Here is a 20,765-nt window from a genome sequence, read left to right as displayed (position 1 = left end):
TTCTCGCTCTTTTTTTATTTGTTATTAACTATATAGGATTGAAATTTACGCGATTCTAAATACAGTGAGTCGAACATTAGTGTTTCCGGTTGCAGGAATCGTAATCTCGCTAAGGGTAGATTGGACAGAAATATTTGCGCCAGCTGCTAAGGTTTCAATTGTTGTAAAGGAAAGTGAGTCGCCTATTAAATTAGAGGAGAAATTGTCTGTTGCGACTGCATCATTTATCGAAATTCCAACACCAAGTGGAGCACATCCTGGTGCAGTTGTAGCGATGGAGACGCTAATTACATAAATACCAGCGTTGACAACTGTAACTGTGTCTGTACCGTTAAAAATAATATTGTTTACATTAATTGCAGTGCTGAAAATGAATTTATTAAATTGGAGTACAGTTTGTTGAATATTATTTTGTACAACAATTGTCGCAACTGGGAAGTTTGGTCCCGTAGCACCAGTAGCGCCCGTAGGTCCTTGGGCACCGGTGTTGCCTTGAGGCCCTTGAGGTCCCGTAGCACCGCCGGTTGGCCCTTGGGCCCCCGTAGGTCCTTGAGCACCCGTGTTACCTTGAGGTCCAGTAGGTCCTTGGTCCCCGGTAGGTCCTTGAGCGCCGGTGTTACCTTGAGGTCCAGTAGGTCCTTGAGCGCCGGTAGTACCTTGAGGCCCCTGAGGTCCAGTAGGTCCTTGAGCGCCGGTAGTACCTTGAGGCCCCTGAGGTCCAGTAGGTCCTTGAGCGCCAGTGTTACTTTGAGGCCCCTGAGGTCCAGTAGGTCCTTGAGCGCCGGTGTTACCTTGAGGCCCCTGAGGTCCAGTAGGTCCTTGAGCGCCAGTGTTACCTTGAGGCCCCTGAGGTCCAGTAGGTCCTTGAGCGCCAGTGTTACCTTGAGGCCCCTGAGGTCCAGTAGGTCCTTGGACACCGGTGTTACCTTGAGGCCCTTGAGGTCCAGTAGGTCCTTGAGCGCCAGTGTTACCTTGAGGCCCTTGGTCCCCCGTAGGTCCTTGAGCGCCGGTGTTACCTTGAGGCCCTTGGTCCCCTGTAGGCCCTTGGGCGCCGGTAGTACCTTGAGGCCCTTGAGGTCCAGTAGGTCCTTGAGCGCCGGTGTTACCTTGAGGCCCCTGAGGTCCAGTAGGCCCTTGGTCCCCCGTAGGTCCTTGAGCGCCGGTGTTACCTTGAGGCCCTTGAGCGCCCGTAGGTCCTTGAGCACCCGTGTTACCTTGAGGCCCCTGAGGTCCAGTAGGTCCTTGGTCCCCGGTAGGCCCTTGAGCGCCCGTAGGTCCTTGAGCGCCGGTAGTACCTTGAGGCCCCTGAGGTCCAGTAGGTCCTTGAGCGCCGGTAGGCCCCTGAGGTCCAGTAGGCCCTTGAGCGCCGGTGTTACCTTGAGGCCCCTGAGGTCCAGTAGGTCCTTGAGCGCCAGTGTTACCTTGAGGCCCCTGAGGTCCAGTAGGTCCTTGAGCGCCAGTGTTACCTTGAGGCCCCTGAGGTCCAGTAGGCCCTTGAGCCCCCGTAGGTCCTTGAGCGCCGGTGTTACCTTGAGGTCCAGTAGGTCCTTGAGCGCCGGTAGGCCCTTGAGGTCCAGTAGGCCCTTGAGGTCCAGTAGGTCCTTGAGCGCCGGTAGGCCCTTGAGGTCCAGTAGGCCCTTGAGGTCCAGTAGGTCCTTGAGCGCCGGTAGTACCTTGAGGCCCCTGAGGTCCAGTAGGTCCTTGAGCGCCAGTGTTACCTTGAGGCCCCTGAGGTCCAGTAGGTCCTTGAGCGCCGGTGTTACCTTGAGGCCCCTGAGGTCCAGTAGGCCCTTGAGCGCCGGTGTTACCTTGAGGCCCCTGAGGTCCAGTAGGCCCTTGGTCCCCCGTAGGTCCTTGAGCGCCAGTGTTACCTTGAGGCCCCTGAGGTCCAGTAGGTCCTTGAGCGCCGGTGTTACCTTGAGGCCCCTGAGGTCCAGTAGGCCCTTGAGCCCCCGTAGGTCCTTGAGCGCCGGTAGGCCCCTGAGGTCCAGTAGGTCCTTGAGGTCCAGTAGGCCCTTGAGCGCCGGTGTTACCTTGAGGCCCCTGAGGTCCAGTAGGTCCTTGAGCGCCGGTAGGCCCCTGAGGTCCAGTAGGCCCTTGAGCGCCGGTGTTGCCTTGAGGCCCCTGAGGTCCAGTAGGTCCTTGAGCGCCGGTAGGCCCCTGAGGTCCAGTAGGCCCTTGAGCGCCGGTAGGTCCTTGGTCCCCGGTAGGCCCTTGAGGTCCAGTAGTGCCACTTTCAAATGGAGAAGAAGCGATTAAAGCGTTTTGTAATCCCGCTATTTGTTTAAGAAGCTCTTGAAGTGTACAAGGATCAATTCGGAAAAGCTTTGTAATATATAGTAAATAATTTATTAAGTTTTGCAACTCAATAAATACAGCACTTGCCACGAAGGTTGGATTTTTTAATATAGTTATTAAGTTTTTAATAATAGCTAACCCTTGTGCCTTCTGGGAAGAAGTAGTATCCAGTGAACAGATGAATTTACTTAGTAGGTTCAACGTGTCTATAAGGTCCTCAATATTAGCTGGTGATGGATTTTGGAATAGTTTAAGTATGATTTTCGTTAAGTCTGCAATGATCGCTCGGAATGTTCTAATTTGCGATTTTGTAATGGGAATGGATGTAGTAGTTGGAATTCGTCCGACGCTACTTGGGAAGCATGGTTTGGAGAATTTGTTTTGATTGTCGTTAAAACGAGACATTAAATCTCTCCTTTCTTAATGGGAATACGAACGAAACTCATCATAGTAGATGCGAGGAATGGTTAAATGGTCATAGTAAAATGGAATGTTTCGAAAAAAAACAGAAAAAACGCCTTATTTCAAGGCGTTTTTTCTGTTATTAGCGTATTGATAATAGCGTTTTAGTGAAATTTTTGATTTGAAGCCAACTAACTTCATAATTTCTGGTTCGGGAATTTGCTTTTCGATTAGGCGTAAAATAAAGGTATTTCGAAAGTGCTGACCGGAAATACCTTTGCGTAAGTTAGCTCTGGCTACTTCAAGACGAATCATTTTTTGGACTGCAATTTCTGTTAATGCTTTTGGTGCATCGTTTTCGTATACCCAGCGGTATGTTCCTCGATTAAAATCAAATGCAACAAATAATGGATCATCACTATGGTATTTTGGACGAACTGGTTCAGGGATGCTTTTGTAATACGTGTATAGCTGTTTTTTGTCTTCGTTAGTTAATGTAATTGTTCTTTGAATACCGGCTATTGCTGGGATAGATAACGTATTCGTTTCAAAGTGAACATCGTGCATGTTTAATGATGTAAGTTCTTGTAAGGATAATCCATAGTCGATGAGTAGGTTTACAATAGAGATATTACGATCCATTAGTAAAGGGCGGACAGGGCGTTGTTTTTCTGATAAACCTTCTAATGAAGTAATAATATATTTTAAACGTTTCTCCTCTGCAAGTGAGATGAAATCTTCGTCTCGTAATGTGCGATCTGGCTGTATAACAATTTCCATATCTTTTAATGGGTTTGCGATATTCAAAAATTGATACATTCTATTTAGAACGATTAATACGCGGTGCATTGTTTTCTCCGAGTAATGTCGATTCTTTTTTAAGTCAGAAAAATAATCTTCATAGTCTTTTGTACAAAGTGTAGCCCATATATTACTGGAGGGGAGCTTTTTGTTTTTTTCTAACCAATGACCGAAATCTTCAATATCATAAACATAACGTTTAATAGTTGAAGGTTTTCTGCCTTTATTTAATAAAAAAGTAGAAAAAGCTTGTATTGTATCATGGAATTCCATTGTTTCCATAGTCCCACCACCCTAGTTATTTCTTATATTATAGCAAACTTTTCTGAAAAATAGTTATTTGTAAGGGGATTGGGAGTAATGATAATATTCGATGAGTTGATAAAAAGAGGTGATTGTATGGAACAGTCAATGCGAAAGAAAAATAATAATCAAATTAATATTGTGTTAAATCACCGAAAAAAGATTTCATTGCCTACATCAGAAAATAAATCAGTGATCTCAAATGAAACAACTACGAAACATGAAATGCTGCAGAGAATTGAAGAAGAGATGGGAAAGCTTGTTGGTATGGATGACATTAAAAAAATAATAAAAGAAATCTATGCTTGGATTTATGTAAATAAAAAAAGACAAGAAATGGGATTGAAATCTGAAAAGCAAGTGCTTCATATGTTATTTAAAGGGAATCCAGGGACGGGAAAAACGACTGTAGCAAGAATGATAGGTAAATTATTATTTGAGATGAATATTTTATCAAAAGGACATTTAGTTGAGGCTGAACGCGCTGATCTTGTTGGAGAATATATTGGGCATACAGCGCAGAAAACAAGAGATTTAATTAAGAAGGCCATGGGAGGTATATTATTTATCGATGAGGCTTATTCTTTAGCACGTGGCGGAGAGAAAGATTTTGGTAAGGAAGCAATTGATACGCTTGTAAAGCATATGGAAGATAAGCAACATGGTTTTGTTTTAATTTTAGCGGGATATTCAAGAGAGATGAATCATTTTCTTTCTTTGAATCCGGGCTTACAATCTCGTTTTCCATTTATTATAGAGTTTGCAGATTATTCAGTGAATCAATTGTTAGAAATTGGGAAGAGAATGTATGAAGAACGGGAATATCAGTTATCCAAAGAAGCGGAGTGGAAGTTTCGTGATCATTTGCATGCGGTGAAGTACTCATCGCAAATTACATCGTTTAGTAATGGGCGCTACGTCCGAAATATTGTTGAAAAATCAATTCGCACACAAGCGATGCGTTTATTACAAGAAGATGCATATGATAAATACGATTTGATTGGGATATCTAGTGGTGATTTGACGCTTGAAGAAGAGACGCACAGTTCATAAACTGTGCGTTTGTTTTTGTTGCTGATCATATTGTTATTTGTAAAATTCTGTTATTCTTTTTTTGCTTTTTCTTGATAAGATTTATGATACCGTTCCATTTTTGCGCTTTTCTCATGTGCTGAATTGGGATCGTGGCCAAACTGGTTGACGGAGCTTTTTTGAGCACCTTTGTTAACGTGTTTCGTCATTTGTGTTCACCTCGCTTTAAAAATTAGTATGAACACAATGTAACGAAAAAACTCATTAGCGTTGGTTTGAAACAAAGTGGGGATGAAAGAGTGTTATTTTATAAGACGTGTTTTCGGAATGGATGCGTTTGTTTTTGTATAATAGGATAATATAAGAGGAGTTTTTAATAGGATTTTATTTCGAAGATACAATTAGAAAAGAAAAACCTCTTTACTTTATGTAAAGAGGTGAGATTGCTATTTGTGCACGGAACGCTCTTTAGTGTCTATGCGTCTATGCGGTAAATGCCATTTGTAATGAATAGAAATCATACGGAAACAAACGATCAAAATAAATAAGGTATATAGAGCCCAGTCGCTAACGATAACTTTTGCGCCGATTAAAAAACCTGCTAAAATAGTCCAAAACGCATATACTTCTGCGCGAAGGACGAGAGGTTTACGGCGTGCTAATAGATCGCGAATGATACCGCCACCAATTCCAGTTAAAACAGCTGCTACAATTGTAGCACTAATCGGTAAGTTGAGCTTTTGGGCGTAAAGAGCTCCTTGTACAGCGAATGCTGATAAACCGATGGCGTCCGTGATGTTTTCCCATTTTTTCCAATGAGTAATTAATTTATTTGGAAAAAGAAAAATAATCGTCATTGATAATAGTGCGATTTGGAATAACATGTCTTGTTGCCAAAATGCGACGATTGGATAACCGATTAATAAATTACGAAGGGCACCTCCCCCGAATGCGGTTGCCATTCCTAAAATATATACCCCGAAAATGTCATAATCCTCTTCCATTGCAACGATGGCTCCGCTGAGTGCGAAGGCAATTGTACCGATGATGCTAAAAATCTCCCATGCCATGAATTTTCTCCCCCGCTAACTAGATGAAATGTGCTTCCTCTGCTATTATATTAGAAGGTTTAATTTTCGAAAAGGATGAGTGAACATATTTGATGGAAGAAAAAGAAAAAGTCATATTAGTTGGCTGTCAATTGCCACAAGATGATGATGAAAGATTTATGCATTCCATGAAAGAATTGGCATCGCTAGCGAAGACTGCGCGAGCTGAGGTTTTAGTATCTACAACGCAGAAGCGTCCGAAATTCCATCCTGCAACTTATATAGGGAAAGGTAAATTAGAGGAGCTCGCTGCGATGGCGGAAGAGTTAGAGCCGGCTGTTATTATATTTAATAATGAGTTAACACCAAGTCAAATTCGGAATTTATCTTCTGTATTAGATGCGAGAGTAATCGATCGAACGCAACTTATATTGGATATATTTGCGCAACGTGCGAAATCAAGAGAAGGTAAGCTTCAAGTGGAATTAGCTCAGTTGCAATATACAATGCCTCGTCTTATGGGACAAGGTCTCTCTTTATCTCGTCTTGGTGGTGGGATTGGTACAAGAGGACCGGGAGAGACGAAGTTGGAAACGGATCGTCGTCATATTCGATCTCGTATTGATGAAATTAAGAAGCAACTTGCAGTTGTTGTGGAACATCGGAAAAGATATCGTGAGAGAAGAAAAGACAATAAAGTATTTCAAGTTTCATTAATAGGATATACGAATGCAGGGAAATCGACGCTATTTAATAGATTAACGGAAGCGGATACGTTTGAAGAGAACTTATTGTTCGCAACGTTAGATCCGACAACAAGGAAGATGTTATTACCGTCTGGTTATACAGTATTGCTAACTGATACAGTTGGTTTTATACAAGATTTACCTACGTCATTAATTGCTGCTTTTCGTTCGACGTTAGAAGAAGCTGGTGAAGCAGATGTAATTTTACATGTAGTTGATTCTGCAGATCCTAACTATGTAGGGCATGAACAAACAGTAAAGAAATTGTTGTCAGAACTTGAGATTAATCATATTTCTGTTATTACGCTATATAATAAAAAAGATGAATTATATCAAAATTTTATTCCATTTCCGAAAAGTGACTTCTTAATGACTAGTGCTTTTGAAGAAAGTGATTTATTGCATATAAAAGAATCGGTAGAAACGAAGATGAAGGAAGAGATGGATCCATATCAAGTGGAGATTCCTCCGAGTGAAGGTAAGTTGTTAACGTTATTAAAAACGGAAACGCTATTAACAAGGATGGAATTTCTGGAAGAGAAATTTGTATATGAATGTACAGGATATATATTTGCTCATTCACCGTTGAATGGGCAATTAAAGAGATTTTTAGTGGAAGAAGGAGAAAATAATAATGTTTGATCGTTTGGAAAATGGAGAAAAAATTGCACCTATCGTAAAAGAAATAGAGAATCAAGTGGCAGCTATACATAAACGTGTGGATGAGGTAATTGAAAGTAATCAATTTCGTGTGTTAGAGAGTTTCCGTACACATAAAATTAGTGATGCGCACTTTATTCCAACTACAGGTTATGGCTATGATGATATTGGTCGTGACACGTTAGAAAAAGTGTATGCTGATGTATTTGGAGCGGAAGCGGGTCTTGTTCGTCCGCAAATTATTTCGGGAACTCACGCGATTTCAACAGCTTTATTTGGTATTTTACGTCCGGGAGATGAGCTACTATACATAACGGGGAAACCGTATGATACGTTAGAAGAAATCGTTGGTGTACGCGGGAAAGGTGTAGGCTCTTTTAAAGAATATAATATTGGTTATAACGCAGTAGCACTAACTGAGGAAGGATCTGTGGACTTTGAGGCGGTCGCAGCTGCGATTCATAGTAATACGAAGATGATCGGTATTCAGCGCTCAAAAGGTTACGCTACTCGTCCGTCCTTTACTATTTCTCAAATTAAAGAGATGATTGCGTTTGTGAAAGGAATTAAACCGGATGTTGTTGTATTTGTTGATAACTGTTATGGAGAGTTTGTGGAAGAGCAAGAGCCGTGTCATGTTGGTGCAGATTTAATGGCAGGTTCCCTTATTAAAAACCCAGGCGGGGGAATTGTGAAAACTGGTGGATATATTGTAGGTAAAGAAGAGTATGTTGAAGCTTGTGCATATCGTCTAACGTCTCCTGGTATTGGTGCGGAAGCAGGAGCATCTTTATACAGCTTACAAGAAATGTATCAAGGTTTCTTCTTAGCGCCGCATGTTGCTGGTCAAGCGCTGAAAGGTGCTATTTTTACGGCAGCATTTTTAGAAAAACTAGGGATGAATACATCGCCAGCATGGAATGCGCCGAGAACGGATTTAATTCAATCTGTTCAATTTGATGATAAAGATCGTATGATTGCGTTCTGTCAAGCAATTCAATACGCATCTCCAATTAATTCTCATTTCACTCCGTATGCAAACTATATGCCGGGATATGAAGATGATGTAATTATGGCTGCGGGGACGTTTATTCAAGGTGCAAGTATCGAATTATCTGCAGATGGTCCGATTCGTCCTCCTTATGTTGCTTATGTACAAGGTGGATTGACGTACTCTCATGTAAAGATTGCGATTTGTTCTGCGGTTGATGCGTTAATTAAAAAAAATCTATTAACAATTTCTTAAAGGGAAGCTGTCGATTTCGACAGCTTTTTTTTCGTGGAAAGTAATGATTTGCGTCATTTGAAAAAAGAGTGAAAAAATTTTTAAAAAACCATGTAAGAAAAGCTAACATCTATTGACACGAAACGTAACATAATATAAAATGAGAAACAGTTAAGGCGAAGGAGGAACTGAAGTGATGAAAGAAGATAGACGTTCTGCCCCGCTGTTTCCTATTGGTATTGTAATGGATTTAACACAATTATCTGCACGTCAAATTCGCTACTATGAAGAGCATAATCTTATTTTCCCAACCCGTACAAAAGGGAATCGTAGGTTGTTTTCATTTAACGATGTAGATAAATTGTTAGAAATTAAAGATTTGTTAGATCAAGGCTTAAATATGGCCGGAATTAAACAAGTATTGCAAATGAAAGAAAATCAAACAGAAGCAGTGAAAATGAAAGAAGAAACGAAAGAAATTTCAAAATCCGAGCTTCGCAAAATTCTTCGAGATGAACTACAGCATACAGGTAGATTTAATCGAACTTCATTGCGACAAGGTGATATTTCAAGGTTTTTTCACTAAAGATAACTGATTCTGAAGGTGTTTAGAGGGACTAAGGAGGAATTTATAATGGCTAAGTACACAAAAGAAGATATTTTCCGTTTGGCGAAAGAAGAGAATGTAAAGTATATTCGTCTGCAATTTACGGACCTTTTAGGAGTAATTAAAAACGTAGAAATTCCAGTGAGCCAATTAACAAAAGCTCTTGATAACAAAATGATGTTTGATGGATCTTCTATTGAAGGTTTCGTACGTATTGAAGAATCTGATATGTATTTATATCCGGATTTAGATACTTGGGTAATTTTCCCTTGGACAGCTGAAAAAGGTAAAGTAGCTCGTTTAATCTGTGATATTTACACTGCAGATGGTGCTCCATTTGAAGGAGATCCACGTAACAATTTAAAACGTGTATTAAAAGAAATGGAAGCTTTAGGATTCTCAGATTTCAATCTTGGACCAGAGCCAGAATTCTTCCTATTCAAAGTTGATGAAAAAGGAAATCCAACATTAGAATTAAACGATAACGGTGGATACTTCGACCTTGCGCCGATGGATCTAGGGGAAAACTGTCGTCGTGATATCGTTCTTGAGCTTGAAGAAATGGGCTTTGAAATTGAAGCGTCTCACCATGAAGTTGCACCAGGTCAACACGAAATTGACTTTAAATATGCAAATGCAATTCGCTCATGTGATGACATTCAAACATTCAAACTTGTTGTAAAAACAATTGCACGTAAACATGGTTTACACGCAACATTTATGCCAAAACCATTATACGGTGTGAACGGTTCAGGTATGCACTGTAACTTATCATTATTCAAAAATGGTGAGAACGTATTCTATGATCAAAACGGTGACTTACAATTAAGTGATGATGCTCGTCATTTCATCGCAGGTATTTTAAAACATGCACCAGCATTCACAGCGGTAGCAAACCCAACTGTAAACTCTTACAAACGTTTAGTACCTGGATATGAAGCGCCTTGTTACGTAGCATGGTCTGCACAAAACCGTAGCCCATTAGTACGTATCCCTGCATCTCGCGGTATCAGTACACGCGTTGAAGTACGTAGTGTTGACCCAGCTGCAAACCCATATTTAGTAATGGCAACATTATTAGCAGCAGGTCTTGATGGAATTAAAAACAAATTAACTCCGCCAGCTGCTGTGGATCGTAACATCTATGTAATGACAAAAGAAGAGCGCGAAGAAGCAGGTATCGTTGATTTACCAGCAACATTAGCGCAAGCGTTAGTTACATTACAATCTAATGAAGTAGTATGTGGTGCACTAGGAGACCATTTACTTGAGCACTTCATCGAAGCGAAAGAAATTGAGTGGGATATTTTCCGCACACAAGTTCACCAATGGGAACGCGATCAATATATGTCTCTATACTAAGAGACTCAAACCCTTGACACACAACGTGTTGAGGGTTTTTTTTATTTTGTGGGTAAAACACTTTTATTTGAAAGAAGAGTAATTTACCCACAAAACACCCACAAAAAAATCAAACTTACTCCAATATGTTATTCATATAAGCTTCAAATCCTGAAATAGAATCTTTATTAATTTTCTCGCTAATATGAGAGTAAACATTAGAAGTGATTTCTATACTCTTATGTCCTAGTCGATCTTGAATGTATTTCATACTTGTACCAGACTCTAATAAAAGAACCGCGTGAGTGTGTCGCAATGAATGTATTTCTAGTCTAGGTAAATTTGCTTTCTTTAGTATGCGTGAGAATGCATTGAACAATGTTGAATTCGGTAAGAACTTTCCATCTACTCTTGAGAAGACTAAGTCTAATTCATGCTCATATGCATCTTGTAAAACAAGCTTATTAGCATTTTTCCACTTTTTATGTGCCAGCAGTTCATCAACCAAATTTTTCGTAATCATGATAGTACGTTTAGAAGTAAATGTTTTTGTATCTCCAAATAATTCTTCTTTTGTTTTAGTTGTAAAATCTAATGTTTTAGAAATAGTTATGGAACGTTCTTTTAAATTTATGTCTTTCCATTGTAACGAAGCAGCTTCACCTTTACGCATACCTGTATTCAGAAGCGTTTTGAAAAAGATGTAATAAATATAGTTGTATTGATAAGAAGTCTTTAAGAAAAGGGGAATGTCTTCGCTTCGTACATATTTCAGCCCTTCTCTTTCTTTATTGTTTTTATTTGAGATAACTACTTCTTCACAAGGGTTGCTCTCGATTTTTTTAAAACTGACAGCCTTTTTTATAGCATTGTTCATTGTACCGTGGATAATTTGAACAGTTCGCTTGCTATAACCTTGATCTGTCAGGTGGTTAATAAAGTTTTGATACATTTATAAGTCTCTAAATCAGATGGCAAAAGCTACAAAAACAAATAAAAGTGCCACTATCAGAATGAACAAAGAGGGATTTGAAGTGGAATTAGATGGAACAGAGGTGAAAATGAAAGCGCCCTGTGAATTATATGAATTTCAAGGTGTGAAATACATTGTTTTTTCAATCGAATATATGAGAGATGCTTTGGAAGTACATCAAAGGCTAGGAACGAAAAAATTATTTATTCAAATTACAGGTAGCCACAGACAGATGTTACTGACCGATAACGAACAGAAACAGTTGTTTTATCCATAAGAAGATATTAATAGAATTAATTTTTAATACAATTTGAATTTTATATAGAAAAAGATACTATATTCATGGGATTTTGATATCTGATGTATCTATAAAATTCCCTTCAGAAGATCTAAAGGGAATTTTTATTAGGATAATGAGAATTATTGGTAGTTAATTAGATTCAATTTCTTCAGCAGTGAAAATAACATCTCTAATCGTATTTAATAGATGCATGATACGAAGGGAATGTGAACGTATTTTGGGATGAAAAGAAGGAAGATGATGTTACGTCTAATAAAATGAAAACTAAACAAAAGTGTTATTTTGTAAAGAGAAGGACTAATAAAAAAGCTAGGATTTCTCCTAGCTAATGAGGGGTATACGCATGAAATGGAATTGGTTTATTTCATTTCAAATACATTATATAAAGATAATTGGACATTATGTTGAAAATACAGAAAATTTTACAGAGGATTTACAGAACAGTAATATATTTTACATTTTGGATTGTTACCAATTTGAAATGTAATCGAAAAGGGGAATGGAAAATGGACAAGCAAAAGCGTATCGAAATTGTGAATTCGCTTCTTAATTACTTAGCAGATCACGAAAAGGATTTCTTCCGTTATGAAGATGAAAATAGAACAGCTCATTTTAAACATGATGGTAGAAACCTTTGGTTTGTAGATCACTATTCAAATGTTCCTATGCGTATGACAAGAAGCTCATATAAAAACAAGAAGCAAGAAAGGTACTTCGCAAGCGGTGGAACGATGTGGGCACTAATTAGAGATTTTACTGACTTCATCTAAAGAAAGAAATGGATTAGTGACTGATACGCTAGCTATGAAGCCCCAATCTACCGATGCAATTAGTTCAATACGATCATTTGATCGAATGCGTTTTAGCCTAATCCTTCTAACGGTAATCGGATTCGTTGGTGTTGGTATTACTGGTGGATTTACACTGGGATCTACCCCTCCAACCAATGTTCATTCAACAAATTGATAATATTTGACTAACCTTTGATGATCTTTATTATGATGATATGACATTATCACATTCCACTTTTCAAAGTAGTCTCAATATAAAAAGTGCAAATTGAGACCAATTTGAGATGGACAAGAATACACTTTTCAAAAAAATGATAGGAATCTTATTGATGCAAGGATCAGACAAGCTTTTAAGAATAAATGAATTTTAACAAAAACGCTATTTTATAGAATAAGAGAATTATTGGGGGATTAGAAAAAAGAAACCCCTTGACGGCTCCGTCAAAGGATTTCTTTTTTAGAGAAGTGTATGACTATCAAGGTGTGGTAAATGTGATAGTTCCTGATGAATCAGAGGAACGTATAGAGTCCACCTTTTTTACATACAGCATATAAGTTCCTACAGGAGCTGGCTTATTAGTTGTAAAAGTAAATGAACCAGTACCTTTAAATGTACCAGAACCGAAGATAGTCGAAGAACCATCTGGTTCCATTTTTAAGAAGGCGTACGTTATTCTTTTACCATCAACTGTTTTTTGATCGACATTAAAAGTGATATGTCCCGCATTATTCACATAGATGTAACCGAATTGTCTAGGATCAGATAAACTTGAGAAACTATAAGAATATTGTTCTGAGAGTGATGACGTTTGTACTAGTGGTTTAATTTCTAAGGGGTTATGCACTTGTTGAGGTGACGTGGCATGTGCCAAGCTTCCAGGCAATAAAATTCCGATCGCTAATGTTCCGATAGCTAATTTTTTTAACATAAATACATCTCCCATTCTATTAGTAATTTTCTATCAGGTCTTCTATTAACTATGATAGACAGCCTGATTATACCAATAAAAAATGAGATAAATGTAATATTTTGTAGATTCTGAAAATAAATTATAAATTTTGACAAAATTGTGTCATTCATGTCAGTTAGCCTAATATTTTAGCGGTAAAAGTTTTTAATGATACCAGTGAAACTAAATAAAAACTTCATTTTGTACAACAAAGTAGTCAGTGCAATTAACTAACTGCTTGTTGAAAAAAGGAAGCCCCGCAGGAAATGTTACAGGGCTTCGTGTGGCTGAGTTGTGTCGTACTCAACGAAGAAATTTTAACATGAATTTTATGGTGAATAAACTGGTAAATATGTCCAAATAATCAGGCTCTAATATTGGAAAATAGAGTTGCTAGGGTATGCCTAATGGTCGTCTAATGACGTAGTGACTTAAAAAGTGAAACACGCAGTTTTGAACAAAAATTTCATTTTGTAGCAAAGGGGAATGGATAAATGGAGAAGACGACCAAATACGATTACTGGGTTTCATACATGTTTATCTGTGATGAAGGTGGTCATTGGGAGTGGGGAAATGACCATGTAAACATATTTGAAACATACAGTGGTATTGAATGGGTAAGAGAAATCGAAGGAAGAATTTGTAGAAGGTGTAAATACAGCAAGGTAACGCTTATAAACTTCGTCCCATTGGTTATTGAAAACAAAAGAGCAGCTAACAAAAGCTAACTGCTCGGTACCGGAATGTACCACTATGGAGGAAAATCTAGATATAAATATATTATGACCAGGATTCGGAACTTTATTCGGAAAAACACAAAAAAGAGCACGTTCGAACAGTGCTCTTTCATAGGCCGTGTAAATCGAATTATTTGAAGGTGACTTAAAATGAATCACAACAACCAACTCAATACAATATATGGGTACGGAATGAAAAGGTGACAATAAAAACAAAAGAGCGGCTAGCAAAAGCTAACTGCTCGACTCCAGGGGAATTGGAGAAAGGTTACCATGTGTATACAGTATTGACGGAATATTGAGTGTTATTCAGGGGGAGAAAAATTTATACATTCAAAGTTAACATATGCATGTTTGAAATATGTCAGAGTTACTTATAAATAATCATAGCGTTAACGATTTCATAATAGTACTTCTTCCATGTTATTGTTTGATTGTTTTCAGCAGTTAAAGTTAGAAGAAACTTAATCATTATATCATCACCCTTTCTTTATTTTTATTTTATAAATAAATATCCGAATTTAACATTTTAAATGAAATGAATATTCGTATTTGTTTTTATATATGAAACCGATAACTGTTATTTTGTTTTCGAATGAAATTATTGGCGAATGAGTTAGTTAACATGAAAAATTATTGGGAGTATTTAATAAAATAATCCTTTTAATAGAAAGCCAGGTTAGGAGAATGGCTAATTTAAAGAAAAGGAAAATAAAGAAAGCTATAGCTCGTCGCGCAAAAGCTGTTAATAAATATCAAGTTGCTAGCGCTTGGAGAAATATCTTTGTACAAGCTGGTATTTTAAAGTAAATGAAAACAAAATATAGTCCGGCTAGAAAACTAGAGGACACCAATTCATTAGAGCAGCAACTAAAGCTGTTTTGAGAATGGTGTCTTTTTTATTTTGAAAAGGGAGATGGGGAGAATGAAAGTACTAAGGGATCAATTGCGTGAATGGAAAAAGCAATCGAATCAAGCGAAAAAGAAGAAAAAACGAAAAGAGAATTTAAGTACACGCGACATTGAGGATTTAATGGGGATTCGTGGACCGCGGTATGAACGTAGACGTGGAGCTTTAAGACAAAAGTAATTAATAAATAAAAGGAGTGGTCTTACATGACTAAACAATTATCTTTCTTACCAAAAATCGATAGAGTAGCAACACAAGAGGAATTAGAAGGCGTGTTGGAAAGTGTACGTATATATAGACAATTTGGGATGATGCGTAAAGAAATGAAAGTCACTCCTTCTTATGAAATTCGAGAACATGGACCTACACATACAGTTGGTAAACCGTTAGAAGATGTAGCCATAGCAAATATCCAACAAAGCAAACAAGAAGAGTGGTTGGGAATGATGTCATTACGAATTGATAAATTCTTAGAGAGATTGGGAAATGGATGTGCCGGAAGTCTTCAAAGTGATATTATATATAAACGTTATTTAGAAGATGAGGATGTGTGTGACTACACGGTTTATAGTGAAATAGGAATGGCAGAGCGTACATATCGTTGATGGAAGTCTAAAGCATTTTATAAAATGGCATTTGCTCTTGGATTAGAAGTTTACGATACAGAAGAAGTTGGGGGTGATAAATAATGAATTTCGTACAGCCAATACGCGATCCAGAGCAAATACAACAGATAAAGGAATATCTAAAAGAAAAAAGCGATCGTAATTATATTTTATTCGTAATGGGAATTAATACAGGGTTACGTATAAGTGATATTTTAAAACTAAAGGTTGGAGAGTTAAAAGGTAGTCACATCTCAATGCGTGAAATGAAGACAGGTAAGCAGGAACGTATACAAATTACAGCAACACTAAAGAGAGAGCTCCGCTGGTTTAATGAAGATAGAGAAGATGATAAGTACTTATTACAAAGTAGACAAGGGAAGAATCGTCCGATCGGTCGCAGTATGGCATATAAGATATTAAGTGGAGCGGTAGCAGAGTTCGGATTAGATGAGATAGGGACACATACATTAAGAAAAACGTATGGCTACCATATGTACATGCAAACTAAGAACGTAGCATTACTTATGGAGATATTCAATCACTCATCTGAAAAGGCAACGCTGCGTTACATAGGTGTAAACCAAGATGCAATGGATAGAGCAATGAGCAGATTTAAAATCTAATCATTGTTTTTTCTTTTTATTCTATACAGTTACTTAATAACGTTTGCTGTACTGGTGAATATAACAGCATTAGGTGACTGGGAGAAGAATAAAACTTCATTTACCGTATTTGTGGTAATAAGATAAGATTTTAGTGAATGAGTGGCTGATTAGATAGCTGCTTTTTTTCGGTGTACGGAACTTCATACATACCTAGTTCCCAATATAATATACAAGCATATTGTATTATAGTACAATGCTTTAACTAATACTTTAAAAGGGGATATCAATATGTTTGAAGATAAAAGTAAAGTGAATTACCCGTATGAATATGCTGAAACAACAACAAAGCAAATTAAAAATCCGGATTATACAAAGTTTAAAAATAGTACAGGTACACATAATTTTCCTATTTCAAAACATTACGTAGAAAAAACCGTATATTCTAATAGAGTCAATAGCCCTAAAAATAAATAACTAAACTGTATGATGAAACCACGCTATGTATGGCGTGGTTTTCTTATTGTAAGGAGGCAAAGAAACAAGATAACACAACACCAAAAGAAAAAAGAGAAGCGATGATTAGTTTGCTTGATAAAACATTAAATCAATTCCTACAAAATAAGGAGTGAGGGTAATGTGTGAACTACTTACAAAAATTAGTTATTACAACACTTTTAAATGTTTAGCGTGTGGACATCGAGATAAGGTATATTTATCTATCTAAAGAAGAATATCAAGAAGTAACTGTTTGTCCGAAATGTAACAGTGCTTTTGTAGATTTGTTTAAATTAGGTAAGTACAAACAACACACTAATCAACAACAAGAATGTGAACATAAATACCAATTGATGGATAGCAAAAAAACAACGGTGCAATCTGATAAAAGGCAAGTATCTGTTAGCATATTTGGAAGTTTCTATTGTGAAAAATGTATTGATATTCAATTTCGTGGAAAGATCGAGGAGGGAGAAAGAGATGCAATTATTAACTAAGCTCGAGAAAGGAATTGCTCTTGGAACAATTCTTAACGCTATTGATGGAGACAAGCCTTTATCTTGGTTTATTGATGGTAATGATCTAAATCCAATTAATCCAATTAATCCAATTGATCTAACTCAGCCTATTCAAAAAGAGGGAATTGGATATGCAACATCTAAATACGATGATGGTTATGGTGTGAATCTATATGAAAATCCTGCTGATCCTATTTTTGCTGGACGTATCACACAAAAAATCCCTTACTTAATCCATAAAGGATACTGGGGTGGTGGAGAAAAAAATATGATCTGCCTTGGAAATGAAAAACAGTGGGCTTACCTAAAACATTTTGATGTGAAATGGTTCTATGCACACACTAAATATTGGCCAGGGTATCAAATCCGGACTTACGATGGACCAAATGGCAATGACACTGGTTTTGTGGATGGAAGTGAACCGTATCAACTGTTTAATAGACAAGATGGGCATGTTGATATTGGTGGTAATCGTTGGATTCGTGAGGAACATGTAATTATTAAGTAATATGTTGTTTCAAAAGTACACAGCAACAAAGGGACAACATTCTATGTTACTGCAAATGAAGCCTATATATGTGAATTAATAGGAAAATCCGGTCCCTATTAAAGGAGCCGGCTTATATATTTGTTCATTTCATTATGCTTCATATGCCATGCTATCAGGAAAGTCTTCGTTTCTTTTAAGACATCGCACAATCCTAGTACATGCACAATTAAAATAATGTTCTCTCATTGTTTCTGAATCTACTAGAGCCTGCTCTAGGTCATAAAACATTCGTTCTTTTTTATTATAAAACACTTTGCCTATTTTATCGGGTGATTCAGAAGGATAGTATTGATAAACAACAATCTCTTCATCTTCAAATTCTTTAGTCATTAATAAACATATTGCCATATATATAAAGGCCTCCTTATTTATTCTTTATCTATTTTTTGCACATCCCATGGTCTACCAGATCTCACAGTAGCATCATGTGCTTCTCTATACGTTGTTTTAAATATACCTTCAAATCTAGATTCAAAAATTTCATGATGTAATAATTCTATATCACTTGGAAGGGGTTTACCTACCTCCAAGCGTTTCCGTGCTACTGTCATAGGATAATCCATTCTTTACAACTTTAAAGTTCCATCTACTATAAAGCTCTGGATTTAACATACAAGATTCAGTATCTGGACCGAAACTGTAAATCACATTTTCTTTATCCTCAGTCTCTTTCATTATTGCTATTAGTGGATATCTCCCCATTGTTCTCAACACTCCTTAATTAAAAACTTTATCAAGAGGAACTTTTAAATGCTCATCAAAAGGTATCATTGGTTTCGCATCATTGAACATTTGGACGAAATGTTGATTAGAAGCACCTATCCATTGATAACATAAATGATCAATTTGGTTACATAAGTTGTTATGTATTGATTCTAATGTGTTTCTTGTATTGTTTGCATGATTTTCAACTTCTTCTAGCATTTCAGGCGTTACCTTGATTTGAACCATTTTCTTCCTCCTTCTCCCAATTAAAATTATGAGATAAAAAGAATTGAATATGAATATAGAAATATAAGAATGTTTTTGAGCTGTTTGACGTAAATGCTATACATATGAAAAATGCCGCCCTTAATTGGGCTGCTTTTTTTATTTCTATGCTATTTAAAATTTACTTTTAGATAATGCCTTTAATATAGGAGTTATGATTTTACTCAGTAATCGAAATCCATTAAATATAGACCTTACAACCTTCATATTATCGTCCCCCTAAACTAAATAAATCATATCAATTCCATACAAAGGATGTAAACATTATATTTTCATAAATTCAAACGCAAAAGAAGCTTCTTTTTCAAAGTGAATGATGGTGTTATAATTGATTATGGATTGAATAATCAGATAATTATTTCTCAATAAACAGTAACTGGTATGGTGTACTCTTTGATAGGTTTATTTGTGGTAATATTTAGATGATATTCTTGGAAAAGGGGGATCTACATGGAGACAAGAACTTCTACTACTAGCAAGGGGTATGAGCTATTGGAAGAATGGTATCATGAAATGCTTGCTCAACATATAGAGAAGGCAAGTGTTCTAAAAAATGAAGCAGATAATATATTTAATAATGTTAAAGAAAATACAGATTCTTTTATTTATTACTCCCTGTTAAGATTTAGGTACCAAATGTTAAAGGGGAATTTTGAAAAAGGGCTAGAAGGATTAGAATACATAAAAGATATGCCAGATGGTTTATTAAAATATTACTATCACTTCTTTAAATTTATTTATGCAACAGAAATTGGAAACTACAATAGTGCAGAAAAACATCTTGAATCTGCTAGTAATTTATTAGATATGATGTCCGATGAAAAAGAAAAAGCAGAGCACTATTATCGTGTTGCGCTGTATAAATATTATATTTCACAACCTACTTTAGCGATTAATTATGCTACAAAGGCTCTCGATTATTTTTCAAGCCATGAAGGCTATGAGACTAAAAAGGGAGCGTGTGAAAATACATTAGGTATGGCTTGTATTACTTTAGAACAATTTGAATTAGCAGAGGAATATCTAATTTCTGCTCTAAATATGTTTCAAAAACTTGATGAACAATCGCTAGTTTTAAAAGTTCGTAGTAATTTAGGAGTACTGTATGCCGAGCAAAACTTATCGGATTCAGCTATACGCCATTTAAAGGAAGTATATAAAGCCTGTCAACATACAAGATTGCACTATCAAAGAAGGGTAATATTTCTATTAGCTCGAGAACATATTAAGTTAAAACAGCATAAAGATGCAGCTTTTTATATTGAAGAGGGCTTGAAGGATTGTAATCAAGAATATAGTTATCACCTAAATATTATGGAGTGTATAAATAACAATGAATCTATAGAAAAATTAGAAGGAATTGTAAATGAAGCACTTTCGTATTTTAAAGAGCAAGAATTGTGGAAAGATATTCAAATTTATACCGAATTATTAGCAGGTAAATGGTATAATGTGGGTGTGAGGGATAAGGCGTGTGAGTATTATCACTTAAGCCATGAAGCTAGAACTTTATTAAAAGAAAAGGGGCGTTTAAAATGAAAAAGATTAGAATTACATTAATGGGTTTAATCGGTATTGCAGTATTATCGTTGGGTTTAAATAGTCCTAGTATTGAAAAAAGTGCAGCACCTACACTGAAACAAGAAAATATCATATCATATTCAGAACATGGTACAGGAATCTAATAAATAAAAAATTACCCCCATCAGTTATTAAAGGAATATATAATTACTAAGCAGTTAAGTATATAAAATAAAAAAGGCAGGATGTACGACAACGTCCTGTCTTTTTCACTTATAAAAAATTATTAAACTATAACGAATTTTTTAAAAGAAGATATTTTAAGAGGAAAGAACAGATGAAAAAATAAAAC

The 20,765-nt window shown here is 36.8% G+C and carries 23 protein-coding genes and 4 pseudogenes; 18 read left to right on the top strand and 9 right to left on the bottom strand.

Features of this window, described 5'->3' with window-relative positions; translation table 11 throughout:
• Window positions 1-45 precede the first annotated feature (45 nt).
• Window positions 46-2,703 (bottom strand): Gly-Xaa-Xaa repeat protein, encoded by a 2,658-nt coding sequence (locus DJ93_RS03775; protein WP_042979246.1) that lies wholly within the window; start codon window positions 2,701-2,703, stop codon window positions 46-48.
• Window positions 2,704-2,817: 114 nt separating this feature from the next.
• Window positions 2,818-3,783 (bottom strand): tyrosine-type recombinase/integrase, encoded by a 966-nt coding sequence (locus DJ93_RS03770; protein WP_042979245.1) that lies wholly within the window; start codon window positions 3,781-3,783, stop codon window positions 2,818-2,820.
• Between the two features lie 117 nt (window positions 3,784-3,900).
• Between DJ93_RS03770 and spoVK the strand changes: the two genes are divergently transcribed.
• The gene (gene spoVK / locus DJ93_RS03765) at window positions 3,901-4,857 is read left to right on the top strand and encodes a stage V sporulation protein K (protein WP_042979244.1); all 957 of its coding nucleotides are present in this window, start codon (window positions 3,901-3,903) and stop codon (window positions 4,855-4,857) included.
• Window positions 4,858-4,907: 50 nt separating this feature from the next.
• Here the strand turns inward: spoVK and DJ93_RS33110 are convergent, their stop codons facing one another.
• Both DJ93_RS33110 and DJ93_RS03755 read right to left on the bottom strand, forming a co-directional pair.
• On the bottom strand, window positions 4,908-5,045 hold the full coding sequence (locus DJ93_RS33110; protein WP_042979243.1) for a hypothetical protein: 138 nt from the start codon (window positions 5,043-5,045) through the stop codon (window positions 4,908-4,910).
• Between the two features lie 237 nt (window positions 5,046-5,282).
• The gene (locus DJ93_RS03755) at window positions 5,283-5,906 is read right to left on the bottom strand and encodes a trimeric intracellular cation channel family protein (RefSeq protein ID WP_042979242.1); all 624 of its coding nucleotides are present in this window, start codon (window positions 5,904-5,906) and stop codon (window positions 5,283-5,285) included.
• A 92-nt stretch (window positions 5,907-5,998) separates the two neighbouring features.
• On the opposite strand from DJ93_RS03755, the gene hflX reads away from it, so the two are divergent.
• The 4 genes from hflX (at window position 5,999) to glnA (ending at window position 10,485) form a co-directional block, all read left to right on the top strand.
• Window positions 5,999-7,273, top strand: coding sequence for a GTPase HflX (gene hflX, locus DJ93_RS03750; protein ID WP_042979241.1), 1,275 nt, complete (start codon window positions 5,999-6,001; stop codon window positions 7,271-7,273).
• On the top strand, window positions 7,266-8,537 hold the full coding sequence (locus tag DJ93_RS03745) for a methionine gamma-lyase family protein (protein ID WP_042979240.1): 1,272 nt from the start codon (window positions 7,266-7,268) through the stop codon (window positions 8,535-8,537). The genes hflX and DJ93_RS03745 overlap by 8 nt, the downstream gene beginning before the upstream one ends.
• A gap of 175 nt (window positions 8,538-8,712) precedes the next feature.
• The gene (gene glnR / locus DJ93_RS03740; protein WP_042979239.1) at window positions 8,713-9,102 is read left to right on the top strand and encodes a transcriptional repressor GlnR; all 390 of its coding nucleotides are present in this window, start codon (window positions 8,713-8,715) and stop codon (window positions 9,100-9,102) included.
• Window positions 9,103-9,150: 48 nt separating this feature from the next.
• The gene (glnA, locus tag DJ93_RS03735) at window positions 9,151-10,485 is read left to right on the top strand and encodes a type I glutamate--ammonia ligase (protein WP_042979238.1); all 1,335 of its coding nucleotides are present in this window, start codon (window positions 9,151-9,153) and stop codon (window positions 10,483-10,485) included.
• 115 nt (window positions 10,486-10,600) lie between these two features.
• On the opposite strand, the pseudogene DJ93_RS03730 reads toward glnA, so the two are convergent.
• Window positions 10,601-11,416 (bottom strand): annotated as a pseudogene (locus DJ93_RS03730) (site-specific integrase); the annotation flags it as partial.
• A gap of 82 nt (window positions 11,417-11,498) precedes the next feature.
• Between DJ93_RS03730 and DJ93_RS03725 the strand changes: the two are divergent.
• The 3 genes from DJ93_RS03725 to DJ93_RS32065 all read left to right on the top strand — a co-directional run bounded on the left by DJ93_RS03725 (window position 11,499) and on the right by DJ93_RS32065 (window position 12,704).
• Complete coding sequence (locus DJ93_RS03725; RefSeq protein WP_042979237.1) at window positions 11,499-11,714, top strand: hypothetical protein; 216 nt, start codon at window positions 11,499-11,501, stop codon at window positions 11,712-11,714.
• A 530-nt stretch (window positions 11,715-12,244) separates the two neighbouring features.
• Window positions 12,245-12,508, top strand: a complete 264-nt coding sequence (locus DJ93_RS03720) for a hypothetical protein (protein WP_374937160.1) — start codon at window positions 12,245-12,247, stop codon at window positions 12,506-12,508.
• A 16-nt stretch (window positions 12,509-12,524) separates the two neighbouring features.
• Window positions 12,525-12,704 carry a hypothetical protein gene (locus DJ93_RS32065; RefSeq protein WP_142920631.1) on the top strand — a complete coding sequence of 60 codons (180 nt, stop codon included), beginning with the start codon at window positions 12,525-12,527 and terminating at the stop codon, window positions 12,702-12,704.
• Window positions 12,705-13,005: 301 nt separating this feature from the next.
• Here DJ93_RS32065 and DJ93_RS03715 read toward each other — a convergent pair whose 3' ends face one another.
• A complete protein-coding gene (locus DJ93_RS03715; protein WP_042979236.1) occupies window positions 13,006-13,458 on the bottom strand; it encodes a hypothetical protein in 453 nt (150 codons plus the stop codon).
• Between the two features lie 515 nt (window positions 13,459-13,973).
• Here DJ93_RS03715 and DJ93_RS03710 point away from each other — a divergent pair.
• From DJ93_RS03710 to DJ93_RS03675, 8 genes and pseudogenes are all read left to right on the top strand, one after another.
• Window positions 13,974-14,207, top strand: coding sequence for a hypothetical protein (locus DJ93_RS03710; protein ID WP_042979235.1), 234 nt, complete (start codon window positions 13,974-13,976; stop codon window positions 14,205-14,207).
• A 696-nt stretch (window positions 14,208-14,903) separates the two neighbouring features.
• Complete coding sequence (locus tag DJ93_RS30015) at window positions 14,904-15,026, top strand: DUF3983 domain-containing protein (RefSeq protein ID WP_080743338.1); 123 nt, start codon at window positions 14,904-14,906, stop codon at window positions 15,024-15,026.
• A gap of 115 nt (window positions 15,027-15,141) precedes the next feature.
• On the top strand, window positions 15,142-15,306 hold the full coding sequence (locus DJ93_RS33105; protein ID WP_042979234.1) for a hypothetical protein: 165 nt from the start codon (window positions 15,142-15,144) through the stop codon (window positions 15,304-15,306).
• A gap of 26 nt (window positions 15,307-15,332) precedes the next feature.
• A pseudogene (locus tag DJ93_RS03700) lies at window positions 15,333-15,815 on the top strand (ArpU family phage packaging/lysis transcriptional regulator).
• Entirely contained in the window at window positions 15,815-16,357 is a 543-nt protein-coding gene (locus DJ93_RS03695) for a site-specific integrase (RefSeq protein WP_042979233.1), read from the top strand. Before DJ93_RS03700 ends, DJ93_RS03695 begins: the two are co-directional and overlap by 1 nt.
• A gap of 270 nt (window positions 16,358-16,627) precedes the next feature.
• On the top strand, window positions 16,628-16,813 hold the full coding sequence (locus DJ93_RS03690; RefSeq protein WP_042979232.1) for a hypothetical protein: 186 nt from the start codon (window positions 16,628-16,630) through the stop codon (window positions 16,811-16,813).
• A 215-nt stretch (window positions 16,814-17,028) separates the two neighbouring features.
• The gene (locus tag DJ93_RS03680) at window positions 17,029-17,331 is read left to right on the top strand and encodes a hypothetical protein (protein ID WP_310593247.1); all 303 of its coding nucleotides are present in this window, start codon (window positions 17,029-17,031) and stop codon (window positions 17,329-17,331) included.
• 31 nt (window positions 17,332-17,362) lie between these two features.
• Window positions 17,363-17,860: pseudogene (locus DJ93_RS03675) on the top strand (N-acetylmuramoyl-L-alanine amidase); the annotation flags it as partial.
• Between the two features lie 132 nt (window positions 17,861-17,992).
• Here DJ93_RS03675 and DJ93_RS03670 read toward each other — a convergent pair.
• The 3 genes and pseudogenes from DJ93_RS03670 to DJ93_RS03660 form a co-directional block, all read right to left on the bottom strand.
• Window positions 17,993-18,250, bottom strand: coding sequence for a hypothetical protein (locus DJ93_RS03670; RefSeq protein WP_042979231.1), 258 nt, complete (start codon window positions 18,248-18,250; stop codon window positions 17,993-17,995).
• A 168-nt stretch (window positions 18,251-18,418) separates the two neighbouring features.
• The gene (locus tag DJ93_RS33100; RefSeq protein WP_080743337.1) at window positions 18,419-18,604 is read right to left on the bottom strand and encodes a hypothetical protein; all 186 of its coding nucleotides are present in this window, start codon (window positions 18,602-18,604) and stop codon (window positions 18,419-18,421) included.
• 69 nt (window positions 18,605-18,673) lie between these two features.
• Window positions 18,674-18,853 (bottom strand): annotated as a pseudogene (locus tag DJ93_RS03660) (WXG100 family type VII secretion target); the annotation flags it as partial.
• Window positions 18,854-19,342: 489 nt separating this feature from the next.
• Between DJ93_RS03660 and DJ93_RS03655 the strand changes: the two are divergent.
• Together DJ93_RS03655 and DJ93_RS30000 are read left to right on the top strand one after the other, a co-directional pair.
• Window positions 19,343-20,431, top strand: a complete 1,089-nt coding sequence (locus tag DJ93_RS03655) for a response regulator aspartate phosphatase (protein ID WP_042979230.1) — start codon at window positions 19,343-19,345, stop codon at window positions 20,429-20,431.
• On the top strand, window positions 20,428-20,577 hold the full coding sequence (locus DJ93_RS30000) for a Phr family secreted Rap phosphatase inhibitor (RefSeq protein ID WP_080743336.1): 150 nt from the start codon (window positions 20,428-20,430) through the stop codon (window positions 20,575-20,577). The genes DJ93_RS03655 and DJ93_RS30000 overlap by 4 nt, the downstream gene beginning before the upstream one ends.
• Window positions 20,578-20,765 lie beyond the last annotated feature (188 nt).

The sequence above is a fragment of the Bacillus clarus genome, from assembly GCF_000746925.1.
Classification (GTDB): Bacteria; Bacillota; Bacilli; order Bacillales; family Bacillaceae_G; genus Bacillus_A; species Bacillus_A clarus.
The sequence above is the reverse complement of the archived record's forward strand: the minus strand, read 5'-3'. Positions and strand labels throughout refer to the sequence as shown.